General features: G+C 32.5%; 18 protein-coding genes. 7 read left to right on the top strand and 11 right to left on the bottom strand.

What is annotated here, in order from left to right:
- Positions 1 to 2 precede the first annotated feature (2 nt).
- The 4 genes from rfaF to ACGH47_RS06725 form a co-directional block, all read right to left on the bottom strand.
- Positions 3 to 1,049 (bottom strand): ADP-heptose--LPS heptosyltransferase RfaF, encoded by a 1,047-nt coding sequence (rfaF, locus tag ACGH47_RS06740; protein ID WP_411623045.1) that lies wholly within the window; start codon positions 1,047 to 1,049, stop codon positions 3 to 5.
- Entirely contained in the window at positions 1,050 to 1,310 is a 261-nt protein-coding gene (locus ACGH47_RS06735) for a hypothetical protein (protein WP_267350701.1), read from the bottom strand.
- Positions 1,311 to 1,417: 107 nt separating this feature from the next.
- Positions 1,418 to 2,182: a methyltransferase domain-containing protein gene (locus tag ACGH47_RS06730; protein ID WP_411590936.1), complete on the bottom strand. Its 765-nt coding sequence runs from the start codon at positions 2,180 to 2,182 to the stop codon at positions 1,418 to 1,420.
- 9 nt (positions 2,183 to 2,191) lie between these two features.
- A complete protein-coding gene (locus tag ACGH47_RS06725; protein WP_267350703.1) occupies positions 2,192 to 2,923 on the bottom strand; it encodes a 1-acylglycerol-3-phosphate O-acyltransferase in 732 nt (243 codons plus the stop codon).
- Positions 2,924 to 3,012: 89 nt separating this feature from the next.
- Between ACGH47_RS06725 and mnmD the strand changes: the two genes are divergently transcribed.
- Positions 3,013 to 3,723, top strand: a complete 711-nt coding sequence (gene mnmD, locus ACGH47_RS06720) for a tRNA (5-methylaminomethyl-2-thiouridine)(34)-methyltransferase MnmD (protein ID WP_411623044.1) — start codon at positions 3,013 to 3,015, stop codon at positions 3,721 to 3,723.
- Between the two features lie 52 nt (positions 3,724 to 3,775).
- Here mnmD and ACGH47_RS06715 read toward each other — a convergent pair whose 3' ends face one another.
- The 6 genes from ACGH47_RS06715 to ACGH47_RS06690 all read right to left on the bottom strand — a co-directional run bounded on the left by ACGH47_RS06715 (position 3,776) and on the right by ACGH47_RS06690 (position 12,826).
- Entirely contained in the window at positions 3,776 to 7,576 is a 3,801-nt protein-coding gene (locus ACGH47_RS06715; protein ID WP_411623042.1) for a translocation/assembly module TamB domain-containing protein, read from the bottom strand.
- Between the two features lies 1 nt (position 7,577).
- A complete protein-coding gene (locus tag ACGH47_RS06710; RefSeq protein ID WP_411623041.1) occupies positions 7,578 to 9,266 on the bottom strand; it encodes an autotransporter assembly complex protein TamA in 1,689 nt (562 codons plus the stop codon).
- A 666-nt stretch (positions 9,267 to 9,932) separates the two neighbouring features.
- A complete protein-coding gene (gene hpt, locus ACGH47_RS06705) occupies positions 9,933 to 10,472 on the bottom strand; it encodes a hypoxanthine phosphoribosyltransferase (RefSeq protein ID WP_267350709.1) in 540 nt (179 codons plus the stop codon).
- A 114-nt stretch (positions 10,473 to 10,586) separates the two neighbouring features.
- Positions 10,587 to 11,093 carry a tRNA adenosine(34) deaminase TadA gene (tadA, locus tag ACGH47_RS06700; RefSeq protein WP_267359635.1) on the bottom strand — a complete coding sequence of 169 codons (507 nt, stop codon included), beginning with the start codon at positions 11,091 to 11,093 and terminating at the stop codon, positions 10,587 to 10,589.
- 9 nt (positions 11,094 to 11,102) lie between these two features.
- The gene (dapB, locus tag ACGH47_RS06695; RefSeq protein ID WP_267350711.1) at positions 11,103 to 11,924 is read right to left on the bottom strand and encodes a 4-hydroxy-tetrahydrodipicolinate reductase; all 822 of its coding nucleotides are present in this window, start codon (positions 11,922 to 11,924) and stop codon (positions 11,103 to 11,105) included.
- Between the two features lie 290 nt (positions 11,925 to 12,214).
- Entirely contained in the window at positions 12,215 to 12,826 is a 612-nt protein-coding gene (locus ACGH47_RS06690; protein WP_411598681.1) for an FKBP-type peptidyl-prolyl cis-trans isomerase, read from the bottom strand.
- Positions 12,827 to 13,023: 197 nt separating this feature from the next.
- Here ACGH47_RS06690 and bamE point away from each other — a divergent pair, with 197 nt between their 5' ends.
- Complete coding sequence (gene bamE / locus ACGH47_RS06685; RefSeq protein WP_065559463.1) at positions 13,024 to 13,440, top strand: outer membrane protein assembly factor BamE; 417 nt, start codon at positions 13,024 to 13,026, stop codon at positions 13,438 to 13,440.
- Positions 13,441 to 13,550: 110 nt separating this feature from the next.
- Here the strand turns inward: bamE and ACGH47_RS06680 are convergent, their stop codons facing one another.
- Positions 13,551 to 13,931 (bottom strand): DUF5362 family protein, encoded by a 381-nt coding sequence (locus ACGH47_RS06680; RefSeq protein WP_267380489.1) that lies wholly within the window; start codon positions 13,929 to 13,931, stop codon positions 13,551 to 13,553.
- A 375-nt stretch (positions 13,932 to 14,306) separates the two neighbouring features.
- Here ACGH47_RS06680 and ACGH47_RS06675 point away from each other — a divergent pair, with 375 nt between their 5' ends.
- From ACGH47_RS06675 to ACGH47_RS06655, 5 genes are all read left to right on the top strand, one after another.
- Positions 14,307 to 14,609, top strand: coding sequence for a hypothetical protein (locus tag ACGH47_RS06675; protein ID WP_267359633.1), 303 nt, complete (start codon positions 14,307 to 14,309; stop codon positions 14,607 to 14,609).
- 250 nt (positions 14,610 to 14,859) lie between these two features.
- A complete protein-coding gene (locus tag ACGH47_RS06670; protein WP_267359631.1) occupies positions 14,860 to 15,153 on the top strand; it encodes a hypothetical protein in 294 nt (97 codons plus the stop codon).
- 601 nt (positions 15,154 to 15,754) lie between these two features.
- Positions 15,755 to 16,150, top strand: a complete 396-nt coding sequence (locus ACGH47_RS06665) for a hypothetical protein (protein ID WP_065559467.1) — start codon at positions 15,755 to 15,757, stop codon at positions 16,148 to 16,150.
- A 1,225-nt stretch (positions 16,151 to 17,375) separates the two neighbouring features.
- The gene (locus tag ACGH47_RS06660; RefSeq protein ID WP_411623040.1) at positions 17,376 to 17,780 is read left to right on the top strand and encodes a hypothetical protein; all 405 of its coding nucleotides are present in this window, start codon (positions 17,376 to 17,378) and stop codon (positions 17,778 to 17,780) included.
- 423 nt (positions 17,781 to 18,203) lie between these two features.
- Entirely contained in the window at positions 18,204 to 18,569 is a 366-nt protein-coding gene (locus tag ACGH47_RS06655) for a hypothetical protein (protein WP_065559470.1), read from the top strand.
- Positions 18,570 to 18,753 lie beyond the last annotated feature (184 nt).

The raw sequence follows: 18,753 nt of genomic DNA, 5'->3' as shown, positions 1-18,753 counted from the left end.
AATTAATGACTCTTTTCACAACGAGCAATAAGCTTCATTAAAGTTTCAAACACAGTTTCAGGTTTTATATCAATCAAACTTTGATGATAGCCTTGTTCTGCATCGCCTTTACGGACTTTATGATACCCTGTTATTAAGCGAATAACTTCAGCTTTATCAGAAAGGGGTGGGGTAAAGTCTGGACTACTTGGGCCATAAAGCGCAACCAAAGGGCGATCCAAAGCTGCGGCGACATGCATCAATCCTGTATCATTAGTCACAATTGCTTTACAAGCCGCAATTAAATTAACCGCTTGATCCAATTTTGTTTTACCGGCAAGATTAATACACTGATCGCCTTGTGTCATTTGTTCAATAATTTTTTCGCCAACTTGTCGATCATTATCAGAACCAAAAATAACAATTTTGGCATGTTGCTTTACAAGCATATCACCAAGAGCGGCATAATGATAATCCGGCCAACGTTTTGCTGGACCAAATTCAGCACCAGGACAAAAACCAATTAACGGCAAATTATCATTGATCTTAAACGTGTTAAGCGTGCCATTGATGTCTGTTTGACAAACTTCAAGTTTAGGCCAAAGTATGGGTTGTGGTATTTGCTTTGCTGTGTGGATCTGATCCTTAGGGTAGGCAAGGGCAACATAACGTTGAACCATTAATGGAAAGGCTTGTTTATTAAGTTTACGAAGATCGTTAATCAGTCCATAACGCATTTCACCTTTCCAACCTGTTCGCTGATGAATCCTAGCAAAAAAAGGGATTAAAGCTGATTTAAACGAATTAGGTAAAATTATCGCTTGGTCGTAATGATTATGACGGAGTGATTTGCCGAGTCGATAGCGTTGGGTTAAACCGAATTTACCATGACCAATTGGCATCTCAATAGCTCGATTCACTTCTGGCATTTTATTCAATAGTGCTTGGCACCATGCTGGTGCCATAACATCAATTTCAATATTAGGATGAAGTTGTTTTAACGTTCGATATAAACTTTGCGACATCATCATATCGCCAACCCATGAAGGACCAATAATTAGTGTTCTCATTTAATGTCCTTTTATAATCGTTGATGAACAAACATTGTGATGAAATATTGCTTTAATGTCTAATTGCTGATCGGCAACGATAGCCGTAGTAAAGTCATCTTTATCAATAAAATCAGCCATATTTAAATCAAGTAAATTGGCAAATTTTGTCTCATCAGTTAAATTATCAACGTCTAAAACATCTTTAATTTTTTGATTATTCAGACTATTAACAATATTACTTTCAATAGAGACAATACCATCAGTTATGATGATTATCATTATTTTCCTTAATTAATTGAATTACGCTGTTTATCATACCGAGTTAAGCCAATATTTTCGAGTGAAGTTTAACTATTTCAAGCTTAGTATCAGTATGATGAAAAGTGTTAACCATTTTTTGCAGTAACTAAAATGTATCGAGCAAGACTTAGATACGGTTCTGCTTGGCAGTACTGCTTTTCAAGTGCCAATAACTGATCAAAATGACTATTTATTTTTTCTTTATTATTCATGTAATCATGAAATAGACGAATTCCCGTTTTTTTTATAATATGAAAATCAAGCGTGGTTAACCATTGATAGACATCATCTGGTATTCGAGGGAAATCGGGTGATAATGTTTTTTTCTTACGTTTTGCAAGCCCTGATTGAGTATAACCAAAATTACCAAGTGTCACCGTTTTAAAAAGAAGTGCATGATAATTATAGAACATCAAGGATAAATAACCTTCGGGTTTGAGGTGTTTTTTTAATGATTCAAGAACACTGATCGGATCGGCAACCCACTCTAATACTGCATGACAAATCACCATATCATATTGTTCATTAATGATATGATCAATATCTTGAATAGCACAACAATGACAATTAATATTTAACTTTTCTGCTTGGGCATTTTTTTGTGCCAGTTCAAGCATTTGCATAGAAATATCACATAATGTGACATGATGTCCTAATTTTGCCAATCGGCAAGCCATTTGTCCTTGTCCACCACCTGCATCAAGAATTTTCAACGGTTTGGTTGTTGGAAATGTGGCTAATATATTTTCTAATTCCTGCCAGACAATGGCTTCACGAATTTTTCCTTTACTTGTGCCATAAATATTTTGTGCAAACTTATGACTGATATCATCAAAATTACGGTCTTGCATATTCATTAATTATTTTTTACTGTTTAGTTGCTTAACTTCATTGTTGATTTCAATTAATTTTTCAGTCATTTGTTGATAACATTGTTCCATTAATGTTCTGGCGTCTTCTTTACGTAACGATTTGGTGTCAATAGGATCCAACATTTCAACAATCATATGACCGTTATTTAAACGATTTAATTGAATGTTATTGGTATCAGAGACGCAAATAGGCACAATAGGAACACCTGCCGCAATTGCTGCTTTAAATGCGCCTGTTTTAAACGGTAATAATCCACGTCCTCGACTTCGTGTTCCTTCAGGAAACATCCAAATCGATATGCCACGTGTTTTAATTTCTTTAACAACTTGTCCAATGGTATCGTGGGCTTTTGATTTATTATTACGATCAATTAAAATATTACCGGTCAGATAGTATAATTGCCCAAAAAAAGGAATCCACGCTAAACTTTTTTTTCCGACAGTCACGGTTTTCGGTTGGACAACGTCTGCGGCAACAACCATATCAAAGTTGTTTTGATGATTAGCGATATAAACACAACTGCCTATTTTACTAATCTCAGGATAGAGACGAGTATCAACTTTAACGCCCAAAATAGGTTTAAAGAAAAAACTAAATAAATGTGCAAATCTGGCTACGTTTTTGGGATTCCGAGGATTGAATAGGCAAAATATAATGCCCAGTACACAAACTACAATACCTATTAATACAACTGTAATTAAGCGGAAAAGAAAAACCATAATTTACCTCATAAATTGATTTAGCGTATTATATACGTAAACTGTGCCAATATACAGTTTGATCAACGATAACTGAGTAAAGAGGCGTCATGCAAAAATCAACAATTATTTGGAACGAAAATCAAGCCCCAGTTTCTGTCTATTTTGATGATATCTATTTCAACACACAAGGTGCAGTTGCTGAAACAAAATATGTTTTTATTGAAGGCAATCATCTACACCAACGTTTTATCCAACATGATAAAGATACTTTTATTATTGGTGAAACGGGTTTTGGTTCGGGGCTAAGCTTTCTCATAGCCTGGCAAACGTTTTTAGCTTTTAAAAAAGAATATCCCAATCATCAACTCCAGCAACTTAAATTTATCAGTATTGAAAAATATCCGTTATCAGTGACAGAAATGATGATGATGCATCAAACCGCCATAGAAGATGAATGCCAACTTCAACTATTAGCCAAGCAGTTATATGCCTATTTAACGGATAACACCTGTCATTTAGACAAGGTCAGTTTAGATATACTTTATGATGACATTCAATATTTTCCGGAATTTTTGGCTAAACAAAATGGGTTTATTGATGCTTGGTTCTTTGATGGATTTTCACCCGCTAAAAATCCTGACATGTGGTCAGAATCCTTGTTTAAAAGCTGTTTTCAATATACGTCACAAAAGGGAACGTTTGCGACTTTTTGTGCGGCTGGATTTGTTCGGCGAAACTTAATCAATGCAGGATTCAATGTGATAAAACAAAAAGGTTTTGGGTTGAAAAGAGAAATGTTAATCGGCAGTAAAAAATAGCTAGCCTTAACCAAATAATTGATAAGGCTAACTCAATTATCCTAATAAGTGATTAAAATTCAAATTGGTAGATAAAATCTAACGTTTGTGCAAGTCCAGATGTTGCTTCTAAATAGAGTCTTGGCATCAATCGGTATCGTAAAGTAAATGTCGCCAGTGAATCAAAAATACCTACACCATATTTCAGTTGTAGGTTAGGCAAAATATACCCACTAACAACCACTTTAGAATTATTACCGGCTCCTTGCGTGTCTAAAGAAAGATTTTTTATTCCAAAGACATTACCAATATCACCAATATATTTACCTGTTTTTGCCGTACCGATACCAACGAGTAAGGCGGTCATCATATCATTATCGCTTTGATCGGTGCTTTCAAGTCCTTGACCTCGTATTAGATAAGATAATGCTTCTTGCTGGGACATGGCTGGATCTGAAAATATTTCAATTTTGGGCTCTTCCGAAGATCCTGTTACACGAATACCCGCTGTAATACTACTGTTATCAATTGAGTCTGGATTACGAATAGCTTCAATATCTAACTTAGCTTGGTCAGTAGGGCCCGAAAAAGTGATAATTCCTTTACGGATAACTAAATCTTGACCATAAGCGTGAAATCTTCCTGTTGGAATCAAAACTTGCCCATGCAGATCTAAGCCTTTGTTGGTTTGTGCCGCAAGGAGATTGCCTTTCAGTGATGCGTTTAACCCAAAAGCATCGACAGTCACATGTTCACCAATATCAATTTCAATATGGCTACTGATTTTTATGCCAAGTTTTTGTTTTTCGATTACTTGATAATTTTTATCTAACATAACTTCGTCAGGCGATACATCAACACTAGATGCCGGTAAAGATTCGACGGTAATCTTACCTTTAGGGATACTGACTTTTCCGGAAAGAATTATCTCATCTTGGGTCGCATCAATTCTAATATTGGGGATAATACTTAACACAACCATTGGCGGTACGGTAACTTCCATTGCTGCACCCGTGACAGAAAGATCCGCTTGCCATTTATCAAATGTATCCCAATTGGCGTGACCGTTAATATCAATATTACCAGACTTGGTGGATAAAATTCCTTTTAAGGTGGAGGATTTACCATTGAAATTAACATCTACCTTTGCTGATTTCAAATCAATTGGTAATTGACTGGATTTTATTTCACTGTGTTTTAAATCAATATTACCTGTTAAATAAGGATCCATTAAAGACCCGGAAAAATTAACGTTGCCATTTATCGAGCCTTTAGCAAAATCATCTTTATCTAATAAGGGATTGATTATTGCTAAGGCAAGATGATCAATGTTTAATTTTCCATTTAATTTCTTTTGTTGAGTGGGATCGATAATAGTTAAATCACCGCTCATTTTACCTAATTGTTTTAAGCTAAATAACCAATCAAACTTTGCTTGTTGTTGATTAAATTCAGCATTAATAGTAAATATTTCAAATGGAATAGATAATGATTGGGATGTGATCATCTGTTGAATATAAACTTCATTCCCTTTGATATTGGCCTTGATATTCGGCATTTCACTATTTGCATTAAATTTTATATAAGCTTTACCATTTATCAAGCCAGCTAGTTTTGTTTCACCATCGTTTGGAATAGGGAGTTTTGCCAGATTAATATCTTTTAACGTGATACTTGTATTACTGTTAGCTGTTGGAGATAGTGCTTGATCTAAACAAATACTTGACCCTTGGTTTGACCAACAATGCGTGCCTATAGTGGGCACTTGATGAGTAACATCATAAGATAAAGGTAAGGTTTTAACCAATTGCCAATGATTTTTATCACCTAAATTTAACACAGCGTGGGATAAATCCCCCGTCCATTTTGTTCGATCAGGATCTAATTTTCCATTGAGTGATGTTGTAAATGAGGCTGGTGTTCCTGTAAGATTGATATCTAAAACATGATGACTTTCATTACCTTTAAGCTCAATATTGGCATTTTTTATGCTTTGATTAGGAAGTTCTATATCGTGTCCTATGAGTTTTAAATGTCCACTAATTTGTTTTTTATATTCTATTTTTCCGGAAAGTTGGGCTGATGATATTGACATATTCATCAAACTTAATTGGTGAATATTGATATCGGTATCCACGTTTGGTTCATTAAAGCTGCCATTCATTTTCAACGTGCCGACAATTGAACCCTGTAAGTCATCAGCCAATAATGATAAAGAGGATAATTCTAACTTAGCACTTAAATTTTCTTTATCTGAAGCGCCATTGATATTGATATGATTTTTTCCCCAATCCATAACAAAATTATTCGCACTGATTGATTGATGAGAGTTAATTTGAATACTGCCATTAGTTGAAAAATCAGCGTGATTAATATTACCTTTTAATTGGATTTCGGGAAGATTCAATTGCCATTTATCACCTTCTATCTGACCATTGGTTTTAAGTTGACCATTTAATCGTATAGGATAGTTTGGTAAATCTTTGCTGGTATCAACATCAGCTAATTTAACTTTTGCATCCCAGTGTAAGGCTTTTTGCCAGTCAAGATTACCTGAAACATTGATTTCCCCTTGTGGTAGTTTCACTATTCCATGATCGAATATGGCTGATTGATTCGTTCCCTTGCCTATAACATCAAACGACGTATCGGGCAGATCGTCACCTTTAAATTTACCTTTAGCTGATAAGTCATACTGTTGGACGTTACCTCCTATTGAAAGATTAAAATTATTAACTTGATATTGCGCTTGTCCTTCAATTGGCCATTGAATGTGTTTACCCTTTAAGTCGGTCATCACCGGTAAATATTTTTCGATAAAATTGATTTTTGCATTAATTTTTGCTGAATTAAGTCCTTCAAGTACCGTATTTGTCGTCAATTCACCTAACAATTTACCTGAAAATTGGCTATGTAGTTGATTACTGGCTGTTTTTAATTGAATAAATGCCAAAACAGGCCAATCATTGCCTAATGTAATATCTCCTGAAACAAAAGCATGCCCATTAGCATAAGGAGTTGTCGCATCCGTATTCACCTGTTGAACGATAATATGATTATCGATGATATTAGTTTGAATAGTCACATTGTTAAATCGATAATCTTCTCCGCCAATATGTAAAAGCCAATTATTACCCGTTAAGCGACCGACATTGATATCGAGAGGAATAGTAACTTGGGGTAATGATTCGATTAACGGCTGATTGAATAATTGATTTATCTTTTCATTAAGAGGCAAATCATTCTGATCTGAATCTGTTGTTGATTTTACTTGTGGGAGATCAGCAAAAATAGCACTTAAATCCTGAGCCTCAGCAGGAAATACATAAATTTTTTCGTTTACCCAAGTCGCCTTACCCGTAAAATCAGACAGACCAAATTGCATATCATCAATATCAACTTTCACATCTGATACATGTGCCGTTTTCAGTTCGATTGGTAATGGGGTTTTCAAAACAACCCGTTTGTCTGGTATTGGCTTATTGGGGTCGGTAATAATCTGATCGGTGTTCAGTTTTACTTTAATACCCTTTGATTCAAACTGTTCGATACAGATTTTAGTTTCAAGCAAACATAACCCAGATAATTTTAACGATGCATGATCAACCTGAACATCAATACCCGGTAGTTGCAATGAAAGACCATTCACCTGTAAATCGCTTAATGTCCCTTCCACTTGTTCAATTTTCAATTCGGGTAGGGCTTTACCTAAGACATAAGTGGTTAACTTAACGCCTAAACTGGTATAAAGCAGTAAGATAATAAACACGACCAAAAACACGAAAATAGATAATACTACAATACTACGCTTTTTCCATTTTCGTATTCTTTTAATTTTTTTTAATTTTTTTTCTCTAATGGGATTTTTAGCCATATTATAATTCGGATCCTAAACCAATATATAGGTGAACTGAACCAGAGTCTCTTCGCGTTAACGGAGTTGCTAAATCGAATTTTATTGGTCCAACCGGAGAAGCCCAACGCACACCAATACCACTTCCTGTATAAAATTTAGTTTTATCGACTTTATCAATTGCTTCACCTGAATCAATAAAAACAGCACCCCACCAAGCACCGGTTAAATTAAATTGGTATTCAACTGAACCAGTGATGAGCTTTGACGCACCTTTTAATTTACCATTTTTATCTTTAGGCGAAATAGATTGGTAACTATAACCTCGTATACTACGGTCACCCCCTGCAAAGAATCGAAATGAAGGCGGAACACGATCAAAATTATTTGCCTGAATTATGCCGAAATTACCCCGAAAAATAAATCGATGACTATCAAACAAGGATCGAATCCAAGTTTGTTGCGTTTGAAAACGAATAAGATTGAGATCGGATCCTAAAGAATTTGTAGCTGCCTCAACAGAATAGCGTTGTGAATCTCCCCACATTGGCATAAGATTGCCATCGCTACGAATTCGTGAAAGACTAATAGAAGGGTAGTACAAAAGGGTATTAAAACTTGAGTCACCTTGCGTAAAGTCATCATGTAAAAGATTTAAACCTAGCGCGCTTTGCCACCCTTCAAAATTGTCCCAATATCGAACCACACCAAAGGTATAGGAACGTGATTTAGTATCGTTATTGTCGATTTTTTTATAACCACCTTGAATAGTATAGTATTGTTCAAGGGGAGATTTTTTGAGTGGGATCTTATAGCTCATTGTAATGGATTGTTCGGGTGAAGAAAGTGATAAATTACTTTGTAAACTTTGTCCACGACTGTTAATCCAAGGTTTATTCCAAGTTATTTTGCCATATACGCCATTGTCGGTTGAGTATCCAAGCCCTAAATCCATGCTATTTTTTTTTCGGGGAGAGGTGACAACATTGATTGGTAGTGATTTGTCTGCTGTAACATTTGGAAAATCAGGAACAACAACAATTGAACTAAACCAATTTGTAGAAGTTAATCGACGATTAAGAATGGAAAGTTTTTCGGCACTATAAGGTTCACCTTCTTTAAACGGTATAATATTTTTAAGATAATCATCTCTAATTTTGGTATTAGAAAATTTAACTTGACTGAATTTATAGCGCTGCCCGGTATTAAAATCGATATTCCAAAAAGCTTGATGATGATCCATGGACACCGCTAATTGGTGTTGCGTCATATTGGCATCAAAATAGCCTTTTTCTAACGCGAGATTTTTCAAACTTTTCTTGAAAGACTCATAAATGCCATGATTTAAAATATCACCCGTTTTAGGTAGGTTTTTTTCGAGTAAATGTTGGTAATCATTATCATGCTGGCCTTCACCTTCAATAATCACATTTAATTGTTCAATTTTAATCGGTTCACCAGCTGAAATCGTTACCGCTAATACTCTTGGATTTTGAGTGTTATATTGAAACACAGGAGCGTAATAACCCAAAGCTCGGAGCGCTTTTTTAACCTCGCTTTCAAAATACCGTTTAAAATTAGGCGTGTTATCGACTTTATCTGGAGTGATTAATGAAACACGAGCATCGACATTGTCAGCAAGTTCACCCGATAAACCTTTAATCGATAACTTCATATCAGCATAGCTTGATGTTGATATGATTGTTAACATTAAAAGTAAACAAAACCTATAGGAAAATTGTGACACAAAGACCTCGAAGAAGTTTAAGTTAAAAAACGATCAATTGTTAATTTCTGGGCTAATCATGAACGTAAATTTAACATATTTAATATTTCATCGTCTATGATAAGCTAACTAAATCAGTTTTGATATCATCTTTTGTAAGGATCAATGTCTAATTTATTAATATTGAGTTTTAACATTTTAAGTTTAAGATTGTAAAGGTAACCCCTTGATCTTTGGGAAAAACCTTTTATAAGCAAATAAAATATTATAAATTACTATAAGCATTTAGTTTATTCTGAAGTGGGACTAAGATTTCTACTATTTCATTAATGTATAATATCAATGAAGCAAAGTAGGGACTAATTAATGGTATATTTACTTAATTTATGCAGATACTTTAAGTTAACATTATTAAAATGTAAAAAATATACTTAGCTGTTTTGATATAGGATCGATTGATAGACATCGATCCTTTTTTGTTTCAGAAATTTTAAAAAGGTTATTGATTGCGCTATAACGCAGTACTATAACTTTAAATGATTATGCAAACTACGATTTATTAACATTTGTTCAGTTTAATACTAAGGGCTTTTAATTAAGTCGTATCACAGATTTATTCTATTAATGACTAAATTTTCGACCAACATTTATTTAGGCTTCTAGCAGTGTAACCTGACCGATATAAGGTAAATGGCGATAATGTTGAGCATAATCAATTCCATAACCAACGACAAATTCATCAGGAATTGAAAAACCAATGTATTTTACTGGTACAGCCACTTCCCGACGTGATGGCTTATCTAAAAGCGTACAAATTTCGATACTGCGAGGATGACGTAATTTTAAAATTGCCATGACTTTACTTAACGTATTACCAGTATCAATAATATCTTCAACAATTAGCACATCTTTATCACGAATATCTTCATCCAAATCTTTCAATATTTTGACATCTCGATTACTGACAACGGCATTACCATAACTTGATGCGGTCATAAAATCAACTTCATGCCCGACAGTAATAGCACGGCTTAAATCCGCCATAAAAATAAATGAACCACGTAGCAGACCGACTAAAATAAGTTCATTTTGGCTGTGTTTATAATCTTGACTAATTTGTTGCCCTAGTTCTTTGATACGTTTTTGAATATCATCCGTTGATATCATCATTTCTAAAGTGTGTTTCTTCATTACTAATACTCAAAAAATAAAATTTAAATTAGATTCTAACAATTTTCATAGATAAAAAGAATAACAAAGCTTATTTTAATCTGCTTAGCATAACATTTGATAACCCTATACTATTCATAGTATGTTCTTATCTATCATCTTGTTAGCATCGATCTTGGCTGCTCTTTTTTCTAAGCGACGTTTTTTGAAAAATTGACTGAGTAGCAAGCTGCACTCATCAGCTAATACGCCACCTTGCACTTGTGCAATGTGATTAATGCCTTGATAAGCTAGAATATTAATAAACGAGCCGGCAGCCCCTGTTTTATAATCGCTTGCTCCAAATACTACTCGTTTTATTCGACTATGTATAATGGCACCAGCACACATCATACACGGTTCAAGTGTGACAAAAAGGGTCGTATTAATTAAACGGTAATTATTGATACACTTACCCGCTTGCTCGATAGCAAGCATTTCAGCGTGAGCAGTTGGATTATGGGTAAGTATTGATTGGTTAAAACCTTCGCCAATGACTTGACTGTTTTCATCGATAATTACCGCTCCTACCGGAATTTCACCTAAGGATTCAGCACGTTTGGCAAGCGTTAATGCATATTGCATCCAATATTCATCTGACATTGCAATTATTTATAGATTATTCAAATTTAATACGTCTCGCATGTCATAAAGTCCGACAGGCTGTTTTGCAAGCCATAATGCAGCACGGACGGCGCCATTTGCAAATGTCATCCGACTAGACGCCTTATGACTAATTTCCACACGTTCGCCAATATCGGCAAAAATTGCCGTATGTTCGCCAACAATATCACCCGCTCGGATAGTTGAAAAACCAATTGCTCCTTTTGGTCTTTCACCGGTATGACCTTCACGACAATAAATCGCACGATCGTTCAAATTGAATTTTAAAGCTTCAGCTATCGATTCACCCATCGCAAGTGCAGTACCCGATGGGGCATCGACTTTATAACGATGATGAGCCTCAATAATTTCAATATCTGTATAATCCCCCATGATTTTTGCCGCTTTTTCAAGTAATTTAAGTACCAAATTTACACCTACACTAAAATTGGCAGCAAAAACAATAGCGATATTTTTTGCCGCATCCGTTATGGCTTGCTTACCTGTAGAATCAAAACCAGTGGTTCCTATAATCATCATTTTTTTATGTTCAACACAAAAATTCAAATGGGCAAGCGTACCTTCAGGTCGGGTAAAATCAATTAACAAATCAAATTGATCTTTGGCGAGTTCTAAATTATCCGTAATAGTGACACCACAAATGCCTATTCCAGCAAGTTCACCTGCATCGCTTCCAATGAGGGAAGAACCTTGTCTTTCAAATGCCGCACCTAAAGTTACTCCTTCGATTTGTGCAACAGATTGAATTAATTGACGTCCCATTTTTCCACCTGCGCCAGCAATAGCGATACGGATGAGGTTAGTTGACATAAAATTTTCCTTACCTATTTTCAAAATATTATCGAATATTATATCGGAAAACAAAAGACTTATACACCGTGCAAAATTAAAATGCTGTAATATAAGTTATAAGTAATGTATCGTAATTCTTTAAATGAACAATTTTATCTGTTGTTCTTGGTACATCGGAAAGGATGGTATTATTGGTGCTGATTTCTATTTTAATCGTCGTTAACTTTTAAACATTATTGTTATTGGCAGGTTATTTAGAGCTTATAGTTAGATTATAAAAAAAGGACGCTTAAATGCGTCCATTAGATTTATAAAACTTTCAATAATTCGACATCAAAAATTAATGTACTGTAGGGTGGAATTGAGCCTCCTGCACCTTGTGCTCCATAAGCAAGTTCTTGAGGAATATACAATCTCCATTTTGAACCTTCAGGCATTAGCTGTAAAGCTTCAACCCAACCTTGAATAACGCCATTAACAGGAAACTCAGCTGGTTGTCCACGTTGTACAGAACTGTCAAAAATCGTACCATCGATTAATTGTCCCGTATAATGAACTTGAACACGGTCTGTTGATTTAGGTAAGGCGCCTGTACCTTCGGTAATGACTTCATATTGCAAGCCGGATTCAGTTGATTTAATCCCATCTTTTTTAATATTTTCTGCTAAAAAATCTTTACCTGCTTGAGCTATTTTCTCAGCTTGTTTTGCTTTCTCTTGAGTGGCTTTTTCATGCATATGGCGAAGCGCATCATGCAATTCTTGTAATGGTAGAATAGGTTGATTATTTGCTAGAACGTCTTGCATAGCTAATTTTAATGCATCAAGATCTAGACCATTCAAACCTGACTCCTTTAATTGTTGTCCAATTTGTAATCCAATAGCATAACTCGCTTTTTGATCTATGGTTTCTAATTTCATTTTTTACCTTTTGTTTGTCGTTTATAAACAGTATTCGAGACCCATTAAGTTTGTGATCAACAGAATAAATATTAATTAATAAAATAGAATAACGCTTTTTTTATAAAATGCATAAAGAATTTATTAATTTGGCTAGCACTTAGTGCAAATATCAGCGATAATACATCTTATTATAATTTCAATATGGATTAAGTTAAATGCAGTTTCGTAAATTTACCTCGCTTGCAATTGTGGCTAGTATATTATTAACTGGTTGTTCAGTGGTAGACCGTTGGGTATATAGACCTGATATCAATCAAGGTAATTATGTAACACAAGATGCAATTGATTTATTGAAAGTTGGTCAAACAAAAGATCAAGTTATTTTTATAATGGGTTCACCTATGTTAACGTCGGTATTTGGTGATAACGTTTGGTATTATGTTTTTCGTCAACAACCACAACATAATGGTATAAGCCAAATTACTTATTCTATTTATTTTAACGAAATGGGCATAGTGACTGACATTAAAAACTCAACGCTTGATGGTTCCAAAACACTACAAGAAATGAATAAACAAATCATTTCTGATCCTATCGATGTAATTTCTGACAACAACGAAGATATAGAATAAAACTCATTCCAAAGTTGTTTTTCTTAAAAAATAAAAACCTCATTAATTAATGAGGTTTTTATTGTTATCTTTTATATTTAAAACCTAAGTTTAGGAACGATAATTTATTGTTAATAATATTGATTATTCACTGCACTAATAATGGATAAAAGAGCAAATATAAAGAAAATAACCATCATTACAATAGAACAGATAAAAACAATAAGGTTGAATTTCCAATAACCATGTAAATTTTGAATAGCATAAATAATATCTTCTTCTCGTCCAAGAGTCGCTGTTTGATTAAATCCTTTTCCCGATTGAAACAGTTTGACCCCAGTTATAATTAACGGAACACCTACTATTGCTGTAATAATACCTAAACAAGTTAAAGAGCCACTAATGATTCCTAAAACCCCAAAAATTTGCTGCATCGTTCCCACAAATCTTAATTGTTTAAATAACAATTGGTTCATACTAAATGATATTATCTTATTTTCAGTTGTATTCATTTCTTTCCTCTTCCTTCATTTATAGTTGTATTTAAAAAGGAGCATAGAATATCAGTTTTATCATAGATGTCTAGGTGTTTTTCATCATAAATTACAAGGTTTAATTACTATTCATAATCGCGATAATATTTAAGATTTTTACATTTTAATCTTTATGTTTTGAGAGGCAAAATTAGGGAAAATACTTTTACATATAAAGAGTATTTAAATAATCACAATAAATAGTGTTTAAAGTTACTATATAAAATCTATGCGTTAAAGTGAGTGATTAGTATTGACCTTTTGTAGGTTATCGTTATAATATAAATCGTCATTTCTTTAGTTTTGAAATGATACGAACATAGCGTTACTATGCAATTAAAAAATGTTATTATCATGAAAAATGAACTTAAAAATTTTAAGTTAAAAGACCTAGGATGTGTCGCAGGATCATGTCTGTCAGGTCTCGAAATCAAAGTACTAGGCTATCGAGATCCTGAGACTAATTGTGAGTGTTATGGATTATTAGCTGAGTATTATTGTTTACCAATTCCTGGAACGCAAGTCTCAATTAGCGAAGAGACTTATAATGAAATTACCGGTCAATTTGAAAAGCCTGGATATGCTTTTACTAAAGCTGCCCAAATTTGTAAATTGAGTAAGCACGCAAAATTTGATATTCGTCCTTATAATCGATGATTTCATCCAATGAACCCCAGTTATTAATAACTGGGGTTTTTTATTGCATAATCAGAATGATAGACCTTATGAGGTTATGCTTAAATATTATAGGCTTTCTTAATTGTTTTTTTATAAATAATATTGACTTAAATCGATTATCTATATAATATAATCAGCAGTTAATTTTTAAAATTAACTAACTACAAAGTATAATTTACCTATGCCTTAATGAATTCAAATGTTTTATTAACTTTAAATTTTTAGTATTATGCAAACGTTAAGAACGCACATTCCAGAATTCAGAATCGGGGAAGTTCCTGGTTCAATTTTGAAAGACTTTCAAATTTTTGTTAGTCGAAGTCAAACAGCCGAAAAAGAAGTATGCTACAAATTGTGTGCTTATATCAACGGAATGCGCATTAAAGAAACAGAAACGATTATAACTGAACAAGTTTATCGGCAGAATTTTCAAAGTTATTTTGATTCTTCTATCCTGTTTTATAATGCGTTGGAGTTGATTGGATTCGACAAATTTGTTCTTGGAGGTTTGACAACGAATTAAATTTTAATTTAATTCACCCCCCAGTTATTTATTTAACTGGGGTTTTATTGCTTGATATAGGTGAAAATTATCAAAAAATTATTTAAATTGTCAGTTATATTTTATTCACTTAATCTAAAACTAATTTGATATAAAAATTATCTACAAGTTTTACGCAATTTACACCATTGCTCTTTCAATAAAAAAGCTATTTAATTACTGAAAATCTCTGATAACTTAATATCAAATCAAGCTAATAAACTAGCTATATAACCAGCACTAATGTTAATGACGTTTTGGCAGAAAGATAAATTAACCAAATAAAGGTATGATTAAGTATCGATCAATAAACTATGGAAGTTATATAAATAGTCATTACAAGATAAACAAAACAAAAAATGGCAAATTCTATCAAATCTTCTATTTTAATTTATTAAACAAAATTAGCATTCCCATAATTTTTATAACTGACAGTGGCGTTAGCGTTGCCTACTGTCTACATAAAACAGTTTTTGAGAAATAAATAATTTGAATTATATGAATTATCGGTATAATATAGATTCTGAGTTTTGTCAACTCCCATGTGAGGTGCACATATTAAACAAAAATAAAAATTTAAGAAATGAATGATTTACTATTTAAAGGCTTCTTATATGAAAGTCGTACAGGTGAAATCTCAGTAGCAGTTTATACAGATATAAATTCTACTTGTTATCGTATAGCCATAATAGGCTCGAAATCAGAACAAAGAGGTGAAAGCATTTTTGCCGACTATACTAAAGAAGAGTATGAGCAATTTATTTTATCTGTTTGTCGGAATAAATATCGATTATTAAAAGCTTATGAAGCTTCTGGTTATACATTAGATGTCGATGATATTAATAAGCTTATCCGAAAAATGGAAAAAAGGGCTGAAATAAAAAGATTGATAGTCAGATTCTCGATTATTGCTTTTAATGTTATTTGGATTTTATTGATAATTTTGTTATTGGGACTATTTTTTTCTTATATCTTTTAATTGTTCTAAACAGACCCTGGTAATTCAACTGGGGTTTTTTATTATAGTAAGCATGAATGATTTCAAGTGAGAAACATTTAACAAAATGTCACTTATATCAATCCAAACTAGTTAAGCGTAATCGAAAAAAATACTTTTCAAAAAAAGTGATTGATTATTCAACCGATTGAAAATAATGTTCAATCAAGACATATTTATTTAGTAGAAAGCAGGAATATTGTGATTTTCGTTATCAACTTTATGGGCTTTCTTAATAGATAATTTTTATGGATGTTATTGACTTAAGTCGATTATCAATATAATATAAAAAAGTTAATTATTAAAATTAACTGACTACAAAAGTATAATTTAACTATGCCTTAATGATTTTAAAATTTTTAAATAATAAAAAAATTAAATCATGCAAAAAAGAAGAAGTACAAAAAGAAGAGTTCGCGAAATCGAAATGCTTTCGAGTTCAATGTTCCTAGCGGTGACAATCTCAGTTAATCGAATTGAAGAAGACAATCAATACTCATTGATCCTTTGTAAGAATAGACAAATCATTGAAAGAACAGAGGTTATTATAAGTGAACAAGTTTTTAAAGAGAATGTCGATACTTATGATGATCAATATATAAGGTTTGTTAAAACCTTTAGGTTGTTTCCTTCTAATTCTGTTAAGATTGCCATCTTTATAGAAATATCTTCTAGACTCAGAAAATTAAATTAGTTTAATTTTATCTAACCTCAATTTATTAATTTAAATTGGGGTTTTATTGTTTGATATAAGTTGACATTGACATCAAATTATCAAAATTGCCAATCATATTGTATCTAATTAATCTAAAATAAAATTGATTTAAAACAGAGATTTATATATAAATTTTACGCAATTCACACCATTGCTCTTTTCAATAAAAAGTTATTTTTTTACTGAAAACCTCTGATAACTTAATATCAAATCGAGGTGATAACCCGCTAACATCAAACGTAATAACATTGATGACGTTTTGGCTGAAAGATAAATTAATCAAGTTAAAATGTGATTAAGTATTCAATAAACTAACCGATGAACAAATAATTTGGATAGTAGAATTGATTAAAATACATTAGGGATAAAAAAATATTGAAATTTATAATTATCGGTATAGTATAAAAACAGGTTGCTTTAATTCACAGTATTGAATTAAATACTACCTACTGGTGAGGTAATTCACAAAATTTAATTAATTAAAATCTTATTATGAAGTTTAAAATTAACGGATTTCTATCCGAAAACAGTGAAAATGGAATATCGATAGCAATATTGATGAATCCAGATCGTTCGATGGTCAAATTAGTGGCAATGCGAAATGACGAAAAAATTGAAGGTACAACTGAAGTTGAATTAACTTCAGCGCGTTTTGATGAACTGATAGCTGATTATCCTGACATATCAAAACGTTTGTATCATGTCTTTGACATGTGTAAAGTGGACAAGGATTTTTTATCACCAAGTGTAATTGTTCGAACAATAGCTAGGACTGATTCAAAATCTAAGAAATATTTACTAAGTAAGGAAGATCGTTTACATTTCGAATTTATGCTGATAATTGCTTTATTTATGGCTTTGTTTTATTTGTTAGGTAAATGGCTTCATATTTTTTAGATAGAATTTCCTTTATCTGTCAAAAGTTTTTTAAGATCATCTTGAATTTAATTAATTGATCTAAATAAACCTCAGTTATTTAACTGGGGTTTTTTTATTACATGATTAAATCAAAAGTCTTGTTGAGGTCATACTTAGAATAAATTAAAGAGTTAATATGTGATCTAAAGCAATATTAAGGTAACTTAAGAATATTTCAAATCTAGTTTGTTTTAATGCTAATAGATGTTAATTAAAGGTTATGATTAATTGTTATTATTTGCAAATGAAAATGTATTTAGAATTTGTGTGTTATTATCAAAAAATCTTATTATAAGTTAAGAAAAATTGAAACATTTTTGTTATCGGTGTAATATAACTATTGAGTTTCTGTTAACTCCCAGGTGTGGTACACACAATTTTAATCATTAAAAAAATTAAAAAATGAAACATTATGATTTTAAAGGCTATTTATTCCTAGATAGTCAAAGTGAAATGTCATTAGGAATTTTTGCAAATGCAGATCTTACTATTTATCGCATAGTTTTGATGCGTGGAAATGAAATTGTTGAAGATTCACTTATTTTAGAAATGCCTAAAACGCTTTATGATGAGGCTGTTAGTAAGGATCCTCATATTGTAAGTCGTATTTTTCAACAGTTCTATTTGTGTAGATTTATGGAACATGTCAAATCTTTACACTTAGCAAAAAAGGGGATAAAGCCGTTTTTATCGTCTTTATTTAATGGGTTGAAAAGAGGTATGTTATTGATTATAGATTCTTTTAAAAGAAAAAATAAGAATCTATAGAAGAATCTACAAAAAGAGATTTAAATTTCAAACACGAATTTGAACAATTTGGCGAACAAAAAATGACTTCAGAGCAATCACGTTTAACGTTATTACTAGTGATGATTCTGATTATCATGATGGCTACCTTAGTTTATTTGGTTTCTAAATCGTGTTAATTTATTTCTGTCTCTTATACACATCT

The organism is Gilliamella sp. CG16, assembly GCF_046635785.1.
Lineage (GTDB): Bacteria > Pseudomonadota > Gammaproteobacteria > Enterobacterales > Orbaceae > Gilliamella > Gilliamella apicola_I.
The sequence above is the reverse complement of the archived record's forward strand: the minus strand, read 5'-3'. Positions and strand labels throughout refer to the sequence as shown.